Source organism: Pusillibacter faecalis (assembly GCF_018408705.1).
Classification (GTDB): Bacteria; Bacillota; Clostridia; order Oscillospirales; family Oscillospiraceae; genus Oscillibacter; species Oscillibacter faecalis.
In genome coordinates this window covers 1,707,625-1,724,943 of sequence record NZ_AP023420.1, presented here as the reverse complement: position 1 = coordinate 1,724,943, position 17,319 = coordinate 1,707,625, and the positions used below count along the sequence as shown (strand labels likewise).

General features: G+C 58.5%; 11 protein-coding genes. 9 read left to right on the top strand and 2 right to left on the bottom strand.

Going from position 1 to position 17,319, the window contains the following annotated elements; translation table 11 throughout:
- Positions 1-42: 42 nt before the first annotated feature.
- Complete coding sequence (locus KJS55_RS08570; RefSeq protein ID WP_213543132.1) at positions 43-192, bottom strand: hypothetical protein; 150 nt, start codon at positions 190-192, stop codon at positions 43-45.
- A gap of 246 nt (positions 193-438) precedes the next feature.
- Here KJS55_RS08570 and KJS55_RS08565 point away from each other — a divergent pair, with 246 nt between their 5' ends.
- The 8 genes from KJS55_RS08565 (at position 439) to KJS55_RS08530 (ending at position 11,635) form a co-directional block, all read left to right on the top strand.
- On the top strand, positions 439-1,497 hold the full coding sequence (locus KJS55_RS08565; protein WP_187031410.1) for a uridine kinase family protein: 1,059 nt from the start codon (positions 439-441) through the stop codon (positions 1,495-1,497).
- A gap of 303 nt (positions 1,498-1,800) precedes the next feature.
- On the top strand, positions 1,801-2,841 hold the full coding sequence (locus tag KJS55_RS08560) for a TRAP transporter substrate-binding protein (RefSeq protein ID WP_187031408.1): 1,041 nt from the start codon (positions 1,801-1,803) through the stop codon (positions 2,839-2,841).
- A 120-nt stretch (positions 2,842-2,961) separates the two neighbouring features.
- Complete coding sequence (locus tag KJS55_RS08555; RefSeq protein WP_187031406.1) at positions 2,962-3,459, top strand: TRAP transporter small permease; 498 nt, start codon at positions 2,962-2,964, stop codon at positions 3,457-3,459.
- Positions 3,456-4,763 (top strand): TRAP transporter large permease, encoded by a 1,308-nt coding sequence (locus KJS55_RS08550; protein ID WP_187031404.1) that lies wholly within the window; start codon positions 3,456-3,458, stop codon positions 4,761-4,763. The genes KJS55_RS08555 and KJS55_RS08550 overlap by 4 nt, the downstream gene beginning before the upstream one ends.
- A 168-nt stretch (positions 4,764-4,931) precedes the next feature.
- A complete protein-coding gene (locus tag KJS55_RS08545; RefSeq protein ID WP_187031401.1) occupies positions 4,932-5,516 on the top strand; it encodes a TetR/AcrR family transcriptional regulator C-terminal domain-containing protein in 585 nt (194 codons plus the stop codon).
- A gap of 151 nt (positions 5,517-5,667) precedes the next feature.
- Positions 5,668-5,985 (top strand): hypothetical protein, encoded by a 318-nt coding sequence (locus KJS55_RS08540; protein ID WP_187031399.1) that lies wholly within the window; start codon positions 5,668-5,670, stop codon positions 5,983-5,985.
- Positions 5,986-6,077: 92 nt separating this feature from the next.
- Complete coding sequence (locus KJS55_RS08535; RefSeq protein WP_213543131.1) at positions 6,078-7,340, top strand: DNA glycosylase AlkZ-like family protein; 1,263 nt, start codon at positions 6,078-6,080, stop codon at positions 7,338-7,340.
- 302 nt (positions 7,341-7,642) lie between these two features.
- Positions 7,643-11,635, top strand: a complete 3,993-nt coding sequence (locus KJS55_RS08530; protein WP_213543130.1) for an S-layer homology domain-containing protein — start codon at positions 7,643-7,645, stop codon at positions 11,633-11,635.
- A 188-nt stretch (positions 11,636-11,823) separates the two neighbouring features.
- Here the strand turns inward: KJS55_RS08530 and KJS55_RS08525 are convergent, their stop codons facing one another.
- Positions 11,824-13,341, bottom strand: coding sequence for a YifB family Mg chelatase-like AAA ATPase (locus tag KJS55_RS08525; protein ID WP_187032514.1), 1,518 nt, complete (start codon positions 13,339-13,341; stop codon positions 11,824-11,826).
- 296 nt (positions 13,342-13,637) lie between these two features.
- Here KJS55_RS08525 and nifJ point away from each other — a divergent pair, with 296 nt between their 5' ends.
- Positions 13,638-17,300, top strand: coding sequence for a pyruvate:ferredoxin (flavodoxin) oxidoreductase (nifJ, locus tag KJS55_RS08520; protein WP_213543129.1), 3,663 nt, complete (start codon positions 13,638-13,640; stop codon positions 17,298-17,300).
- Positions 17,301-17,319: the final 19 nt, after the last annotated feature.

Genomic DNA, 17,319 nt, shown 5'->3' with positions numbered 1-17,319 from the left:
TAGCACATTCGGCGCCGATTGTCTTGAAGGAAATGCAACAGCTCAGCTGGGGTCAGCCTCCTTCTCATCCATAAACAGCTCCTCAGCCTGGCGTTGCGCAGCCATTAAGCTTTCCCGAAGCTGGGAGAGGGCCTCTTCGGCATCCGTGATGGCGTTAAACAACAACAGGTACTCCTTCGAAATCTTCATCATGGATCGTCCTTTCTTCCCGCCGTATTCGACGGGTACCGCAAAATGTGGGAATGTACGCGTTTATCTTACACAAAATACAGGTCATATCTTGTCTGAATCTGTCGACGGCTCCGGAAAATCGGAAAAAAGGAAGGATCAACGACGAAGATCCCTTTTTTTGAAAGAAATTTATATTTTTTTGCCGAAATACTTGTCTGACCAGACAAAAAATGGTATGATGTCTTCATGGATATGCAAAAACAGACAATGAGATATCTAAAGGACCAGTGCGCCCGCTATCCGGCTCTGGAAACACAGGATTTGCTGAAGGCCCTGCACCAGAGTGTATATGGGTGTGGTCACTTTGTCTCCGATGCCGCGGCGGACCTGTTAGAGCAGGAACTGGCATCCCTGCGTCCGGACGCTTCCGTGGATGCAGAGCCTTTAGACGGCAGCTTCTGCCGGCTGCATTTGGGCTATCTGCGCAGCAGCGGCCTCTCCTCCGCCACACTGCTGCGGATGTTTATCCTCTCGGCAGCGGGGCCGGTCGGTTCTGAGGCACAGCTGCGGGAAAAGCTGTCCGCCCTGCTGGCGGCGGAGCTTCCCATCCCTTTGGAGGGCCGTGCCGCGGCCGTGGCCCGCTGGGAGGCGGAGGGTTTCCCAGTCCGCCATCATTCGCAGGCCTTTCGAGCCGCATACCACCCCGCCTACCGCGTCATCCGGCAGGAGTTTTCCCCTTTATTGCCTCTGCTGGCTGCGATTGACCGGGCCATGGCCCGCAAGCCGCGGATTCTTGTGGCCATTGAGGGCGGCAGTGCCAGCGGCAAAACCACCCTGGCCGCTCTGCTCGGCCGGATCTATGACTGCCAGACCTTTCACATGGACGATTTCTTCCTTCGCCCGGAGCAGCGCACCGCGGCACGGCTGGCAGAGCCTGGCGGCAATGTGGACCGGGAGCGCTTTTTCCATGAGGTGCTGCTTCCCCTGTCACAGGGACGCCCGGTCTCCTACCGCCGCTATGACTGCCACACCCAACTCCTGGGAGACGCAGCTGTGTGTCCGCCCAAGCCCCTGAATCTCATCGAGGGCGCTTACAGCATGCACCCTTTGCTGGCGGACCACTATGATCTGTCGGTCTTTCTGTCTATTCCACCAGATCTGCAGCGCCAGCGTATTCTCCAGCGCAATGGTCCCGAGCTGGCAGAGCGGTTTTTTTCCACTTGGATGCCCTTGGAGCAAGTTTATTTCGACGCGATGGAGATACCAGAGCATTGCAGCCTGGTTTTGGACGCAGGGGCTTTAGCAGATGCCACTGTGTACGCCTGACCTACTGAGGGATGGGTCAAGGTGTCGCTTGACAAAAAAGGCAAGTTGTTATATCCTTTTTTTGTATATTATTGTCAGCTTTTGGGTTTTGTTCTGTCAAATTTTGTCTCATTTTTAGCCAGCCATATCCCTGCTGTTCTCTTGTCCCCGCAGTGCCATCCCCAAATTTTGAAACAGAAAAGAATTCAGAAAGCGCGTACGCGCTTTCTGCCGCTGTACAGCGGCGGCTTTTGAAATTGTCTCCAGATAGCCCTTGGCTATTTTGAGAAATACATTTATATCAATGTAAGGGGAGAATGAAAGATGAAAACGAAAAAGCTTGCAGCATGGTTCCTTTCCCTGGCAATGGCCCTCTCTCTGGCCGCCTGCGGCGGAGACAGCCAAACCTCTGGCGGCGAAACCGGCGACTCCACCACTGCGGACACCTCCGGCGGAGATGCCATCGTCCTCCGCGCCTCCCACTCCTGCGCGATTTCTCATCCCTATCAGCTGGGTCTTGAAAAGTTTGCCGAGCTGGTCGATGAAAAGACCAACGGCGCTGTGCAGATTGATATTTTCCACTCCGCGCAGCTGGGCGATGAGCGGGCCAATATTGAGGACCTGCAGATGGGCACCCTGGATATTGCCGTGTCCTCCACTGGGCCTCTCGGCAACTTTGTGTCCGACTATCTGATTCTGGACCTGCCCTTCCTGTTTACAAGCTATGAGCATGCCCACGCCGTTCTGGACGGCGAGATCGGCCAGAACCTGATGGCCAAGCTGGATGATATCGGTATCGTCGGCGGCGCGTTCTGGGAGAATGGCTTCCGCGAAATGACCAACTCCAAGCATCCTATCAACTCCGTCGCAGACTGCGCCGGGCTGAAGATCCGCTGCATGGAGAATCAGGTCCATATGGATGCTTTCTCCGCCCTGGGCATGGACCCCACGCCGATGGCCTGGTCCGAGGTGTTCACCGCACTGCAGCAGGGCGTGATTGACGGTCAGGAAAACCCCATCGCCGTCATCTACTCCAATGCCGTCTATGAAGCTCAGGACTATCTGGCCATCACAAACCACGTGTATTCCCCCTCCATGATCCTGTTCAGCAAGCCGGTGTTTGAGGGTCTGGACCCCGCCTATCAGACCGCTCTGCTGGAGGCCGCTCAGGAGGCCGCCGCCTATGAGCGCTCCGCCTGCGAGGACAGCGAAGCTGAGCAGATTGCCGAGATGGAGGCTGCCGGCCTGGAGGTCACCTATCCGGACACCACAGAATTCCAGGCCGCCATGGCACCGGTCTATGAAAAGTATGCGGACCAGTTCGGCCAGGAAAACATCGACGCGATTGTAAATTTTGAATACTGATATCTGACAGATCGGCTGCCATATTGCCGTTAAGGTCTGCCTGAAACTGTTTGATTTTCAGAGGGCGGGGCCGTCGTCAGCGGCTCCGCCTGTCTGCAACAAGGAAAAGAGAGGTTCTTCATGGGTGTGTTGAATAAGCTCAGCGATATTGTCAATACCCTGGTGGAATACGTCGTGGCCATTTTAATGGGACTGATGACCATCGTCGTGTTCGTCCAGGTAATCTTTCGTCTGGCGGCCGGCTCCCTGCCATGGTCCGAGGAGCTTGCCCGCTATATGATGATCTATCTTGTCTATCTGGGCGCCAGTGTCGGTGTGAAATATGGGAACCACATCGCTGTGGAATTCCTGTCCACCATGCTGCCCAAAAAGGGGCAGGACATTCTGGAGGTTCTCGTGGATCTTCTGATGCTGCTCTGCTTCGCAGTTATCATCTATTACGGCTTTAAGGTCGTCAATGTAACCATGATGCAAAAATCCCCTGCCATGCAGCTAAAAATGGGCTATATCTATTTCTCCCTGGTGCTGGGCGGCGGACTGATGTTCCTGCAAGGCACCATCGACCTGATCAAAACCATTGCCCGGATTGCCGGCAAGGAAGGAGCGTGTGAGCAATGAGCGCAGCCCTGTCACCTGAGTTGGTCGCCCTGATTCTGTTCGGCTCACTGCTGGTTATGTTCCTGATGAAGGTGCCCATTGCCTTTTCCCTGATTCTGTCCTCGGTTCTGGTGCTGCAGCTGACGGGAATCGGCCTGGAAATGGTCCCCAAACGGCTCTTCACCTCCTGCGACTCGTTTTCCTTCATGGCAGTCCCCTTCTTTATTCTAGCCGGTTCACTGATGAGTCAGGGCGGAATTTCAGAGCGGCTGTGCACCTTTATCAACAGTATCTTTGGCCGCTTTCCGGGAGGACTTGGAATTGTAGCGATCGTAGCCTGTGCTTTCTTCGCGGCTATCTCCGGCTCCGGCGCCGCCACTACGGCCGCCATCGGCGCGATGATGATTCCCGAAATGGTCCGCCACGGCTATGACAAGGATTTCTCCGCAGCCACCAGCGCCTCCGGCGGATGTATTGGCACCATCATCCCCCCCAGCATTCCCTTTGTTACTTACGGCGTTCTGACCGGCTGCTCGGTGAGCACGCTGTTTATGGCCGGTTTCCTGCCGGGCATTTTGATGGCGGTGTGCCTCTGCGGCGCAGTGGTTTACGTCTCCAAAAAGAAGGGATATCGGGATACCTACAAGGCCTCCGGCCGGGAGATCTGGACCAGCTTCAAGCGGGCCCTTCTGGCCATTTTGATGCCGGTCATCGTGCTCGGCGGCATTTATGCTGGCTTCTTCACCCCCACCGAGGCCGCTGTGGTGGCTGTTGTGTACGGCTTTATCGTGGGTGTTTTTATCTACCGCAACATTGATGGAAAGCTTCTGGTCAAGATTCTGCGGGATGGCGCTGTGAGCACCGCTCAGATTATGATCCTGATCTGTGCCGCCACGCTGTTTGGCTATGTGCTGACTGCCAACCGGATTCCTGACATGGTGGCTACTGCCATCCTGAGTCTGAGCAGCAATAAGTACGTGATTCTGCTGCTGATCAATATTTTGCTGCTGATCGTTGGAGCCTTTATGGACACCACCGCGGCCCTGATCATTCTGGTGCCCATCCTGTATCCCATCGTCACCTCTGTGGGTGTCAACCCCATTCACTTTGCCATGATCATCTGCGTGAACCTGGCAGTCGGCCAGGTGACACCTCCCTTTGGCTGCAACCTGTTTGTTGCCTGCGGCACCGCCGGCATTGGCCTGGAGGCCATTTCCAAAAAGGTGGTTCCCTTCATCATCGCGCTGATCGTGTGTGTGCTGCTGGTAACATATATTGAGCCGATCAGCCTGATTCTGCCCCAGCTCCTGGGCGCTCAGATGTAACTGTTTCCTCCGCAGACCCCGCAAGAGGGCGCGTCTTTTCTCAGACGCGCCCTCTTTTTTTGCCATCAAGCGGCGGCCCTCCTCTCTTGACGGAAAGAGCGGGCACAGGTATGCTAGAATTAACCGCTGCATGAAAAAAGCGGATTTTGAGGGAGAGGTGAAACGCCTATGCCGGCGGAACTCTGCGTTAATCGAACAAAAAACGACCTGGACCGCGCCCTGCGCCAGCTTCTGCTGCAAAAGCCCCTGGAGCAGATTCGTGTGCGGGAGCTAACAGCGCTGTGCGGCATCCGGCGCCAATCCTTTTACTATCACTTTCCCGATGTACAGTCCTTATTCGACTGGTCCATGCAGCAGGAAGCCATGCGCACACTGGCCCGGCAGGAAACCTGTCTTACCTGGCAGCAGGCCCTGACAGTTCTGCTGGAGCACACTGCAAAGGACCGCTGTTACTATCAGGCGCTTCTCAAAAACCGCGGGCGGGCCGGGCTGCGGAAGCTCTTGGAGGGAACTCTCGGGAGCCTGTTGTCGAGGACGCTGGACTACTATCAGCGCCGATGCGGAGTGATGAGGAACCCGCCGCGGGATCAGGAACTGCTCTCCTGCTGGGAGACGATGCTGCTGACTCTGCTGGAAAGCTGGATTCAGGGGGACCTCCCCCAGCCACCTCAGACACTGGTCTCCCTGTTGGAAGGCCTGGTGCAACAGGGTGCTGTAGGTGCCGCGTGGCAAAACCTGGCGCTTTTATCATAAAATTTTTTCTCAAAGCGGGGACAGATTTTTCTGTCCCTGCTTTCTTTTTGACAATTTTTGCTGTTTTGTCAAAAATTAGACGTTTTTGCAAAAAATGACTGTTTTTGCCAAAATTCAACCATTTTATAATGCGCCATACAGGAGTGATGATGTGAAACAAGTTTGCTATGCGGTGATGCTGCAAAGCCAGCTGGGCCCCCGGGCCGGCGAGCTGATGCTGCAGGAGGATACCCAGGTGGTTTCCGGCTACCTCAGCCTTCTTGGGCGCCGCAGCCGTTTTTCCGGAAGTGTGCTGACCAGCGGCAAATATCTGATTTCGGGAGACCTCCGTTCCCCGGTGGATCAGGAGCCCTATGACGCCATCTTTACCGTGCGGGACGGCCGTCTCTCCGGCGGCCTGATTACCCGGCACGGCTGCTGGGATCTCACCGGCGTCCGGGCTGCCTCCTCCGATCCGCCAGAGGCCTAAAAAACCGTTTTCCGGCAGGCGGATTTTTCCAGAAATCCGTTTTGCTTGTCATGCATTCATAACACAGAACACTCAGAGGAAGGAGGCGCCCCATGCGGGAATATGTGATAAACCGGCCGGCCCCGGACGCAATGGGCCGCATCCTGGACCAGGCCGGACCGGAGGGTATTGTATTGCGTCTGGCGTGGCAGGCGGGGCTTTCCAGGGATGAAATCTCCGCTCTTACCTGGGATCAGGTCTCCTTTTTAGACAGCCGCCTGGAGCTGCCGGCCCGCATGGTTCCCCTGGAGGCGGACCTGCGCTCAGCCCTGTGGCGGCTGTATGAGGCCAATCATGAGGTCTCTCCGAGAGTGGTGCTGTCCTCCCGCGGAAAGACGCCCATGGCGCCGGAGAGCATCTCCCGCCTTGCCCGTCTGGCCCTGGACCGGGAGGGCCAGACCCATGTACGGCTGATGGATCTCCGGCATGACTGGATTTTGCGCCAGCTGATGGACAAGGACTGGGCCGAGGTGGCCCGCATCAGCGGCGTGGAAGTCCCCGCTCTGCAGGCGCGATTTTCCAGCCATGTGCCGGAAAAAAAGAACGCCCCCCGTTCCAGCGCTCAGGTAGATGAATTCAAACTCTGGCGGGTGCTGCAGGCGGAGCGCGGCACTCCGGCGGGGCTTGCTCTGTGGCTGACCTGGCAGCTGGGCCTGCAGGCCCAGGAGATCATATCCCTCACCTGGGACCAGGTGGATTTTTCCAAGGACGCCCTGCGCTTTGAGGATCGGGAGCTGCCGCTGACCAATGCCGTCCGGCGAATCTTAGAGGACACCCGCCGTAAGCGGCGGAGCGGAGACCCGCCTCAGGTATTGCTGACAGAGCGTTCCCGTAAGCCTCTGGACCTGCCCCGGCTGTCCCGCATGACCCGGGCCGCCCTGATCCGGGGCGGTATGGAGCACACGCTGCTGCGGGACCTGCGGCGGGATGAGAATCGGGAGGACGAGGACGCCCGGCTGCTGGAGGCCGCACAGCGCGGCCCCCTTTCCCGGGGGGATGTGATGGCGCTGCTGGGTCTTTCCAAAACAGCGGCCTATGGGCGCCTGCACCGGCTGACAGAGCAGAAAAGGCTGGTGCGTATCGGCGGAAAATATTATCCCCCAGAGAGCGTGGTACCGCCGGAGCGCCACTGGGAGACGATCCGTACCTATCTCACGCAGGCGGGCTTTGCCTACCGCCAGGACATTGCGCAGCTCCTCCGAATCCGCCCCAAGCAGTGCACGCTGCTGCTGCGTCATCTGGTAGAAGACGGAGAATTGATTCAGACTGGACAAAAGTATTTTCTTCCTGAAAAAAGAGGTAAAAAGGCAGAATGACCCCGGACCGGATGGCCCGGGGATTTTCTTTTTCAAAATGTTACGAATCTATGTCACAAAATTGCGCTTGTTATAACCTCCCAGCAAATGAATGCCACGAATCGTACCGCAATTTTCAGTTGAATTAAAAGAACGCTGAAACCCTTGAAACACATGGAAAGATTGCGTAAATTTGGATTGCAAAAGACGCCGGGGAGCTTCGCCCCGGAGGGAAAATGCGGGGTTGGCTAGCCCCCGATGCCGTTACCCAAGGGACGGCGCCCGCCGGCGTGCTTTGCGAAATTTTAGAAGGAGGACAGACCATGAAGAAATTCCTTTCTCTGGTGCTGGCGCTGACCATGATGATGTCTCTCGTCACGATCAATGCCGGCGCCAAGGAATTCACGGACGACGAAGAGCTGAACTACAAAGAAGCTGTCGACGTGATTTCCGAAATCAGTGTTGTGGATGGCTATGAAGACGGCAGCTTCAAGCCCCAGAACACCCTGACCCGTGGGGCTGCGGCCAAGATCATCTGCAACCTGATCCTGGGCCCCACCACCGCAGCGGAGCTGCACGCAGACACCGCCCCCTATAAGGATGTGCCTGTGAGCAACACCTTCTCCGGCTACATCGCTTACTGCGCCAAGGAGAAGATCATCTCCGGTTATGCCGACGGTTCTTTCCGTCCCGCTGGCACCCTGACCGGCTATGCCTTCATGAAGATGCTGCTGGGCGCCCTGGGCTATGACGCCACCTATGAGGGCTACACCGGCGGCAACTGGTCCATCAACGTTGCCAAGCAGGCCATCGGCATCGGCCTGAACAAGGGCCTGGTGGATGAGTTCAACGGCGTGGACTTCGTCACCCGTGAGGAGGCCGCCCTGTACGCCTTCAACACCCTGAAGGCCACCATGGTGGACTATGACCAGAAGATCACCACCAACGTCAATGGCGTGGACGTGACCATCTCCCAGGGCAACGCGAAGCCTGTGACCTGGACCGAAGGCATCAACGAGGACGGCAACATCAAGGACGACAACTTCGTTCAGTTCGCTGAGGAGTTCTTCCCCAAGCTGGTCCGCAAGGATGACAACGATAAGTTCATGGCTCCCGCCAACACCTGGGTCTTCGACAAGAGCGAGATCGGCACCTATGAGCGCACCGATCTGATCGTCGAGACTTATACCACCAAGGTGACCGGCAAGGACGCCTATGATCTGCTCAAGTCCGGCGTGATCAAGGACAACGACCTGGAAGTCTATCTGGACGGCGTGGTGCCCACCGGCAGCGAGCTGTTCGACAAGGACGACATGGTCCGCTCCAACACCAGCAAGCTGGGCGCCACCGGCGACGGTGTGCTGACCAAGGTGTATCTGGACACCGACAAGGATGTGATCACCTTTGTCTCCATCAACACCTGGCTGGCCAAGGCCACTGCTGACTACAGCGAGAGCAAGGAGTACGCTCCTCTCAGCGTGTATACCGGCATCGGTACCACCAAGACCTACAATGTGGATGTGGAGGATGTCGCCAATGTCACCGACGTGGCGAAGGACACCTTCTATCAGGTCAATATCTCCAAGAAGGACAACACCAACGGCGAGGTTGTGATCCTGAAGGACGTTGAGGTTCTGGAGGATTCCACCGTCACCAAGTTCTCCTCCAGTGACGAGGGCAAGGGCACCGGCAAGGTGACCAAGCTGACCACCGGCGGCGAAGAGTACAAGGCCAACGTGAAGGCGTTCTACGACAAGGACGTTCTGAACGAGTATGACCAGACCCTGCTGACCGACAACACCTACAATGTCTATGTGGACGCCAACGGCTACTTCATCGGCGTTGAGCTGTTCGAGGGCACCAAGAACTATGTGTTCATCACTGGTTTTGACCGCAACTCTTCCAACCTCTCTGTGAAGACCGCCACTGCCGGCGCCATCTTCCTGGACGGCACCATGAAGAACATTGAGGTCAATGTCACCGACACCGACAAGAACATTGACAAGGCTACCGGCCACAACGCTGCTTACTTCAAGGAGTGGGCCGACACTTCCTGGCAGACTGGCCGCGGCGATAACGGCGTGTACAACCTGAATCAGTGGTACACCTATACCGAGAACAACGGCGTGTACACCTTGAAGCCCTGCGTCCGCATGACTGCCACCCAGTATCTGCCCGACGCTGAGCATCCTGTTGCCGGCTATGGCACGGATAGCAAGAATGACAGCATCCGCACTGACAACCTGTCCGTGGTGGATGACATCATGCAGCCCGCTGGCAGCAACCGCGTCTATGGCGAGGATGACACCATCTTCCTGACCGTGGACCTGGATGTGGTGGACACCACCAATGGTGTGAAGAAGGCCATCACCGATGTGACCGGCGTGTATACCGGCGTTCAGAACGTTGATATCGACATCAACGTGGAGGATTCCGAGGCCATCGGCCAGCGTCAGGTCTTCACCGTGTATGACAGCGATTACTATGTCATCGGCGCCGTCGTCATCGGCGAGGCTCGCGGCGCTACCGCCAACTATGCCTACATCATCTCCGGCGCAAAGAGCGAGGAGAAGAAGGACGACACCTATTACTGGGAGTTCGACGCGGTTCTGGCCGGCGAGAAGCAGACCCTGACCGCCAAGAGCAAGTATAAGAGCACCATTAGCGAGCTGGTTCCCGGCACCGTTCAGGAACTGCGCTTCGATGGCGACTACGTAGCCTCCATCAAGAAGGTTGACAAGGTCTATAAGGACTTTACCAGCGACAAGATCGAGGACTTCGATGTGTACGCCATGACTGAGGTCAATGCCAACAGCACCCCCAACACCCTGATGCTGCAGGGCCGCACCCTGTATGTGACCGCTAACCGTAGAGACGTTGGCCTGGGTCTGGCTGCCGGCGCTAAGGCTGTCACCATCCAGGATGAGAACAAGGAGACCAAGGTTGCTACCAACTTCTCCGATGTTGCCTCCGCCATCGCGCACCTGGCTGACGCCCAGCCCAATACCGATGGCTTCCAGTATGATGGCAAGGTCTTCGCGGTCCTCAACGACAACGGCACCGCCGAGTGGGTTGTGTTCGTGAACAACGTTGCTCTGCAGACTGGCTCCAACGACAACAACCAGGGCGGTGGTTCCGGTGCGCTGTACAACTATAACTCCATGGTTACGGAGTGGGGTCAGGCTTATGTCTCCTTGACCTATAACCGTCCCGCTTATGTTCCCGCTTCTACCACTGTGAACTACAGCTTCGACGTGTTTGCAGACGGCGTGTGGATCGACAGCGACACTGGTGCTCTGACCGGCAACGCTGCCCGTTGGCAGGGCTTTGCCAAGCCCGGCGCCAAGATCGAGCTGCGCAACGTGGTTCTGACTCCCACTGCTGTTTCTGTCAAGTATGTTGATGAGAATGGCGCTGTTGTGAGCCTGGACAGCACTGGTACCAATCCGACCACCCTTTCCACCAGCGGCACTCCCGCTTTGAAGGTTGCTCTGGATGATGCCATCTACGAGGCTGGTACCTATAAGTACACCGTTACCGGCCTGACTACAGATGTTGCTGAGACTTCTGATACGACTCTCGGCAGCGATGTTACCGTGAGCAATGTGGCGGCTAAGGGCAACGATTATGTCACCGTGAAGTTCACTGGCCTTGTTAAGAAGGCTGTGACCTACGGCATCACCCTTACCGATGTGAACACTGCTGCGTCTAAGGACTTGGAGGACTTTGGTGTCAATCCGACAACCTACTCCACTGATAAGGATGCAAAGTTGTCTGTTGATGCTGTGGCGACCACGGGCATTGTTGCTGGCACTCCCGTTGATTTCACTGTAAAGCTGGGGACTGCACCTGCTGACGCCGACGCTTACAGAGTTGTGATTAGTAAGCTGGGCATTGATGGTTATGTCGATAAGAACAACCTGAGCATCACCAAGCGCGTGGTGGTTAACGACAACATCACGATTGGTGTTGCCGACGTGGTGGTTACACCTGTGGAACTGCCCGCCATCCAGTCCGTGACCTGGAATGAGTCTTCTATCACTATCAACTTCAACAAGCAGGTTATCGTGAAAACAGGTGCCTTTACCGAGGCTACTTTCAACGGCAGCACGAGCTTGGATGAAGCTGTGAAGGATGCTAGCAACGGTGATAAGGTGTATTCTATCACCTACACGGTAGCTAACGGCACCCTGGCTGCTGGCGACACTGTGACGATTACAAATGCTAACGTCACTGGTGCCCAGCATGGTGGTGTGCTGAAGACTGCCAGCACAACTCTGACCCTGGCGAGTGGTGGAACTGCTACTGGTTATTAATTGACAGACGTTCCTTCCAAACGCTTAGTAAAAAGGCCCCCCGGCTTGCGCCGGGGGGCCTTTTTTATCTGTCTGCAGCGATCAGCGCCGCATAGTAATAGGTTTTTTCCATTGAGGTTGAAGCTATCACAGGCGGGGCATTGTACCAATCTCCGCAGTCATATCCATACGGTGGCCTCCCCCCGCCGCTATCCCTTTAAAATATCCGTGTTCCGGAACTGAATGGCCTCCGCCAGATGGGCGGGGCCGATCTCCGACGCGCCGTCCAGGTCGGCAATGGTGCGGGCCACCCGCAAAATCCGGTCATGGGACCGGGCCGTGAGCCCCATCCGCTCAAAGGCCGCACGCAGGAGCTTCTCCCCCGCCGCGTCCAGGGCACAGAAGCCGCCCACCTGATCCGGCGGCATCTGTGCGTTGCAGATGGTGTCCGTCCCGGCAAAGCGGGCCGCCTGCACGCCCCTGGCGGCGTCCACCCGGCGCTTGACTTCGGCGGAGGACTCCGGAGCCTCTCTCCGGCGCAGGGCCTCATATTCCACGGAGGGAACGCTCACGTGGAGGTCCATCCGGTCCAACAGCGGGCCGGAGATTTTTTCCACGTACCGCTCCACCTCCCGGTCGGAACAGGTACACTTGCCCGCCGGGTGCCCCCGCCACCCGCAGCGGCAGGGATTCATAGCGCACACCAGCTGGAACCGGGCCGGCAGGCGCAGCGTCCCGCCCGCCCGGGAGATCGTGACCTCCCCCTCCTCCAAAGGCTGGCGCAAAGCCTCCAGTACATCCCGTCGAAACTCCGGAAGCTCGTCCAAAAACAACACGCCGGAGCTGGCCAGCGAGACCTCGCCAGGCCGCATGGCCGGGCCGCCGCCGATCACTGCTGACGCCGAGGCGGTGTGGTGCGGCGAGCGGAAGGGCCGGCGGGTCAGCAGGGGGTGCCTGGGGTCCGTCAGCCCCGCCACGGACCAAACGCCAGAGACAGTTAGGGCCTCCTCCCGGGTCATGTCCGGCAGGATGGAGGGCAGGCGCTTGGCCAGCATGGACTTCCCTGCGCCAGGGGGACCGATCAGCAGCAGGTTATGGCCGCCGGCGGCGGCGATCTCCAGCGCCCGCTTCACATTCTCCTGGCCCATCACATCCCGCAGGTCCGGCAGGGAAACCTCGTCCCCGCCGGGGGTCCAGACCGGGGCGGGAGAGAGCGCCTCCCGTCCTCGCAGATGGGCCGTCAGTGTCTGCACATCCGGCACTCCGTAGACGGTGAGGCCGCCGGCAAGCGTCGCCTCCGCCGCGTTTTCCGCCGGGACGAACAGCTGCCGGATACCCGCCGCCCGGGCTGCCAGGGCCATGGGCAGAACGCCGTTCACCCTCCGCAGCGCCCCAGTGAGGGAAAGCTCCCCCACGAAGGCCGCGTCCGGCGGCAGCGGCGGCACCTCGCCGCTGGCAGCGAGAATCCCCACAAAAATCGGAAGATCATAAAAGGTGCCAGCCTTTTTCTGGCCCGCAGGTGCCAGGTTCACCGTAATGCGGCTGACCGGGAACCTGGCGCCGCAGTTTTTCACCGCCGCCCGGACACGCTCCCGGGCCTCCCGCACGGCGGCGTCCGGCAGGCCCACCACGTCAAAGGCCGGCAGGCCGCCGGAGAGAAAGCACTCTGCGCTCACCTCGTATCCAGAAATTCCGCCAAGTCCCAGGGACCGTACTGTGACCACCATCCCATCGCCGCCTTCCTTTGGGGTTGACTGGCGGACTGAGCCGCCGTTTTAAAAAGTATAGCACACAGCGGTGCGAAAAGAAACACAGCTGCTTAAAAAAATCCTGAAAAACAGCCAGAAAGCAATACAATTCCTGCAAAAACCGGAATAATTTGTGTAAAAAATAACAAAGTAACAGTTTACATCCTGCATGCCCTGTGCTATAATAAGTCCGCACAAAAGCCTGGAAGGAGAGACCAGGCCTTATGCTTTGGTAAGACAGCCGCCTTTGGCGGCACATTAGGAGGTAAGAGTTTATGGCAAGAAAGTTCAAGTCCATGGACGGTAACAACGCGGCGGCATATGTCAGCTACGCGTTTACCGAGGTGGCGGGCATCTACCCCATCACCCCGTCCTCGCCCATGGCAGACTTGGTTGACCAGTGGTCCGCTGCTGGTCAGAAAAACATCTTCGGCACCACGGTCAAGGTGGTGGAGATGCAGTCCGAGGCCGGCGCCTCCGGCACGGTCCACGGCTCTCTGGCCGCGGGCGCAATGACCACCACCTACACCGCTTCTCAGGGCCTGCTGCTGATGATCCCCAATATGTACAAGATCGCCGGCGAGCTGCTGCCCTGCGTGTTCCACGTGTCCGCCCGGACCGTGTCCACCCATGCGCTGAATATCTTCGGCGACCACTCCGACGTGATGGCCTGCCGCCAGACGGGCTTTGCCATGCTGGCCGAGGGCAACGTCCAGGAGGTTATGGACCTGGCTCCTGTTGCCCACCTCAGCGCCATTGAGGGCCGCGTTCCCTTTATCAACTTCTTCGACGGCTTCCGGACCTCCCACGAGATTCAGAAGGTGGCCGTGTGGGACTACGAGGACCTCAAGGAGATGTGCAACATGGACGCTGTTGAGGCGTTCCGTAAGCACTCCCTGAACCCCGAGCGGCCCAACATGCGCGGCTCCCACGAAAACGGCGATATCTTCTTCCAGCACCGCGAGGCCTGCAACTCCTACTATGACGCTCTGCCCGCCGTGGTGGAGAAGTACATGGACAAGGTCAACGCCAAGCTGGGCACGAACTACAAGCTCTTTAACTACTACGGCGCGCCCGATGCGGACCGGGTCATCATCGCTATGGGCTCCATCTGCGACGTTGCCGAGGAAGTCATCGACTACATGAACGCTCATGGCGAGAAGGTGGGCCTCATCAAGGTCCGTCTGTATCGTCCCTTCGCCGCGGACAAGCTGCTTGCCGCCCTGCCCGCTACCGCCAAGAAGGTAGCTGTGCTGGACCGCACCAAGGAGCCCGGCTCCCAGGGCGAGCCGCTGTACATGGACGTGGTGACGGCTCTGGCCAACGCCGGCCGGACCGATGTCAAGGTGATCGGCGGACGCTATGGCCTGGGCAGCAAGGACACTCCGCCCGCCTCTGTCTTCGCGGTCTATGACGAGCTGAACAAGAAAGAGATGAAGCGCCAGTTCACCATCGGCATCGTGGACGACGTGACCCATCTGAGCCTGGAGGAGAAGCCCGCTCCCAGTGTGGCGGCTGCCGGCACCATCGAGTGCAAGTTCTGGGGCCTGGGCGGCGACGGCACCGTGGGCGCCAACAAGAACTCCATCAAGATCATCGGCGACCACACCGACAAATACATCCAGGCGTACTTCCAGTACGACTCCAAGAAGACCGGCGGCGTCACCATCAGCCACCTGCGCTTTGGCGACAAGCCCATCAAGTCCTCTTATTATATCAACAAAGCTGACTTTGTGGCCTGCCACGTGCCCGCCTACATCACAAAGGGCTTCCCCATCGTTCGGGACGTGAAGCCCGGCGGCGTGTTCCTCATCAACTGCCAGTGGAGCGACGCGGAGCTGAACCACCACCTGGACGCCGCCTCCAAGCGCTACATTGCCAAGAATAACATCCAGGTCTACACCATCAACGCCATTGACCTTGCTAAGGAGATCGGCATGGGCAAGCGGACCAACACGATCCTGCAGTCCGCCTTCTTCGCCCTGGCCAAGGTCATGCCTGAATCCGAAGCCATCGGCTACATGAAGGACGCCGCCACCCACTCCTACCTGAAGAAGGGCCAGGACGTGGTGGATATGAACCACAAGGCCATTGACGCCGGCGCCACCGCCTTTAAGAAGTTCGACGTGCCCGCCGACTGGGCCGACGCCCAGGACAGCGCCGACACCACCGTGCTCTCCGGCAAGCCCGAGCTGGTGGAGCAGGTCAAGACCATTCTCTTCCCCGTGGGCAAGATGGATGGCGACAGCCTGCCTGTGTCCGCCTTTGTCAAGCACGTGGACGGCCAGTTCGAGCTGGGTGCCGCCGCCTACGAAAAGCGCGGCGTGGCGGTGTCCGTCCCCACTTGGGATTCCACCAAGTGCATCCAGTGCAACAACTGCGCTTATGTCTGCCCCCACGCCACCATCCGTCCCTACGCCCTGACGGCGGAGGAGGCCAAGAACGCCCCTGCGAGCGCCAAGATCGTGGATGTGAAGGCCGGCAAGGGCAAGGGCGTCTACCAGTACACCATGGCCATCAGCCCGCTGGACTGCATGGGCTGCGGCGTGTGCGTGGGCCAGTGCCCTGTGGGCGCCCTGACCATGGTGCCCCAGGAGCAGGAGGCCGCCCAGCAGGAGGTCTTCAACTACTGTGTGGACAAGGTCAGCGAGAAGACCGACATGCAGGATGACACCGTCAAGGGCAGCCAGTTCCGCCAGCCCATGCTGGAGTTCTCTGGCTCCTGCGCCGGCTGCGCCGAGACCAGCTATGCCCGCCTCGTAACCCAGCTCTTTGGCGACCGGATGTACATCTCCAACGCCACGGGTTGCTCTTCCATCTGGGGCGGACCCGCTGCTACCTCTCCCTATTGCACCAACAAGGCCGGTCACGGCCCCGCCTGGTCCAACTCCCTCTTTGAGGACAATGCTGAGCACGGCCTCGGTATGTATCTGGGCCAGAAGGCCATCCGGGAGCGGCTTGCTGATAAGACCCGCGCTCTGATTGCCGTCCCCCACACCTGGGCCGGCCTGAAGGACGCCGCTCAGAAGTGGCTGGATACCATGGAGGATGGCAAGGCCAACGGCGCCGCCACCGATGCGTATATTGCCGCTCTGGAAGAGGGCCTGATGACCGTGGACGCCTGTCTGGCCTTTGCCGCCAGCGACGCAGGCAAGGCTGCCTTTGGCGATGGCCTGGGTGAATTCAAGGCCCACATGGAGAGCCTGAAGGCCGCCGGGGCCACCTACTGCGACTGCGATGCCTGCACGCTGACAAGAGAGATTTTGGCCGAAAAAGAATACCTGCGCAAGAAGTCCCTGTGGATCTTCGGCGGCGACGGCTGGGCCTATGACATCGGCTTTGGCGGCGTGGACCACGTCCTGGCCTCCGGCAACGATGTGAATATCTTTGTCTTTGATACCGAGGTTTACTCCAACACCGGCGGCCAGGCCTCCAAGGCCTCCAACATCGGCCAGGTGGCACAGTTCGCCGCAGCCGGCAAGGAGATCAAGAAAAAGTCCCTGGCGGAGATCGCCATGAGCTATGGCTATATCTATGTGGCTCAGGTGGCCATGGGCGCAAACCCCGCTCAGACCCTCAAGGCCATTCAGGAGGCTGAGGCCTATCCCGGCCCGTCCCTGATCATCGGCTACTCTCCCTGCGAGATGCACTCCATCAAGGGCGGCATGGTCAACTGCCAGCACGAGATGAAGAAGGCCGTGGAGTGCGGCTATTGGAACCTCTTCCGCTTCAATCCCGCTGCTGAGGGCTCCAAGTTCACCCTGGACTCCAAGGAGCCCAAGGGCGGCTATCAGGAATTCCTGATGAATGAGGCCCGTTACAGCCGCCTGACCCGGGAGTTCCCCGACCGCGCCGGCGAGCTGTTTGAGCGCAACGAGAAGGCGGCCATGGACCGCTATGCGCACCTGCTCAAGCTCAAAGCCATGTACGAGGGCTGATTCCCTCTGTTGAATGAAA

Bases quoted from the DNA above. Each gene is read 5' to 3' on its own strand.
- KJS55_RS08570 (WP_213543132.1), bottom strand. From the start codon at position 192: ATGATGAAGATTTCGAAGGAGTACCTGTTGTTGTTTAACGCCATCACG.
- KJS55_RS08565 (WP_187031410.1), top strand. From the start codon at position 439: ATGAGATATCTAAAGGACCAGTGCGCCCGCTATCCGGCTCTGGAAACA.
- KJS55_RS08560 (WP_187031408.1), top strand. From the start codon at position 1,801: ATGAAAACGAAAAAGCTTGCAGCATGGTTCCTTTCCCTGGCAATGGCC.
- KJS55_RS08555 (WP_187031406.1), top strand. From the start codon at position 2,962: ATGGGTGTGTTGAATAAGCTCAGCGATATTGTCAATACCCTGGTGGAA.
- KJS55_RS08550 (WP_187031404.1), top strand. From the start codon at position 3,456: ATGAGCGCAGCCCTGTCACCTGAGTTGGTCGCCCTGATTCTGTTCGGC.
- KJS55_RS08545 (WP_187031401.1), top strand. From the start codon at position 4,932: ATGCCGGCGGAACTCTGCGTTAATCGAACAAAAAACGACCTGGACCGC.
- KJS55_RS08535 (WP_213543131.1), top strand. From the start codon at position 6,078: ATGCGGGAATATGTGATAAACCGGCCGGCCCCGGACGCAATGGGCCGC.
- KJS55_RS08530 (WP_213543130.1), top strand. From the start codon at position 7,643: ATGAAGAAATTCCTTTCTCTGGTGCTGGCGCTGACCATGATGATGTCT.
- KJS55_RS08525 (WP_187032514.1), bottom strand. From the start codon at position 13,341: ATGGTGGTCACAGTACGGTCCCTGGGACTTGGCGGAATTTCTGGATAC.
- nifJ (WP_213543129.1), top strand. From the start codon at position 13,638: ATGGCAAGAAAGTTCAAGTCCATGGACGGTAACAACGCGGCGGCATAT.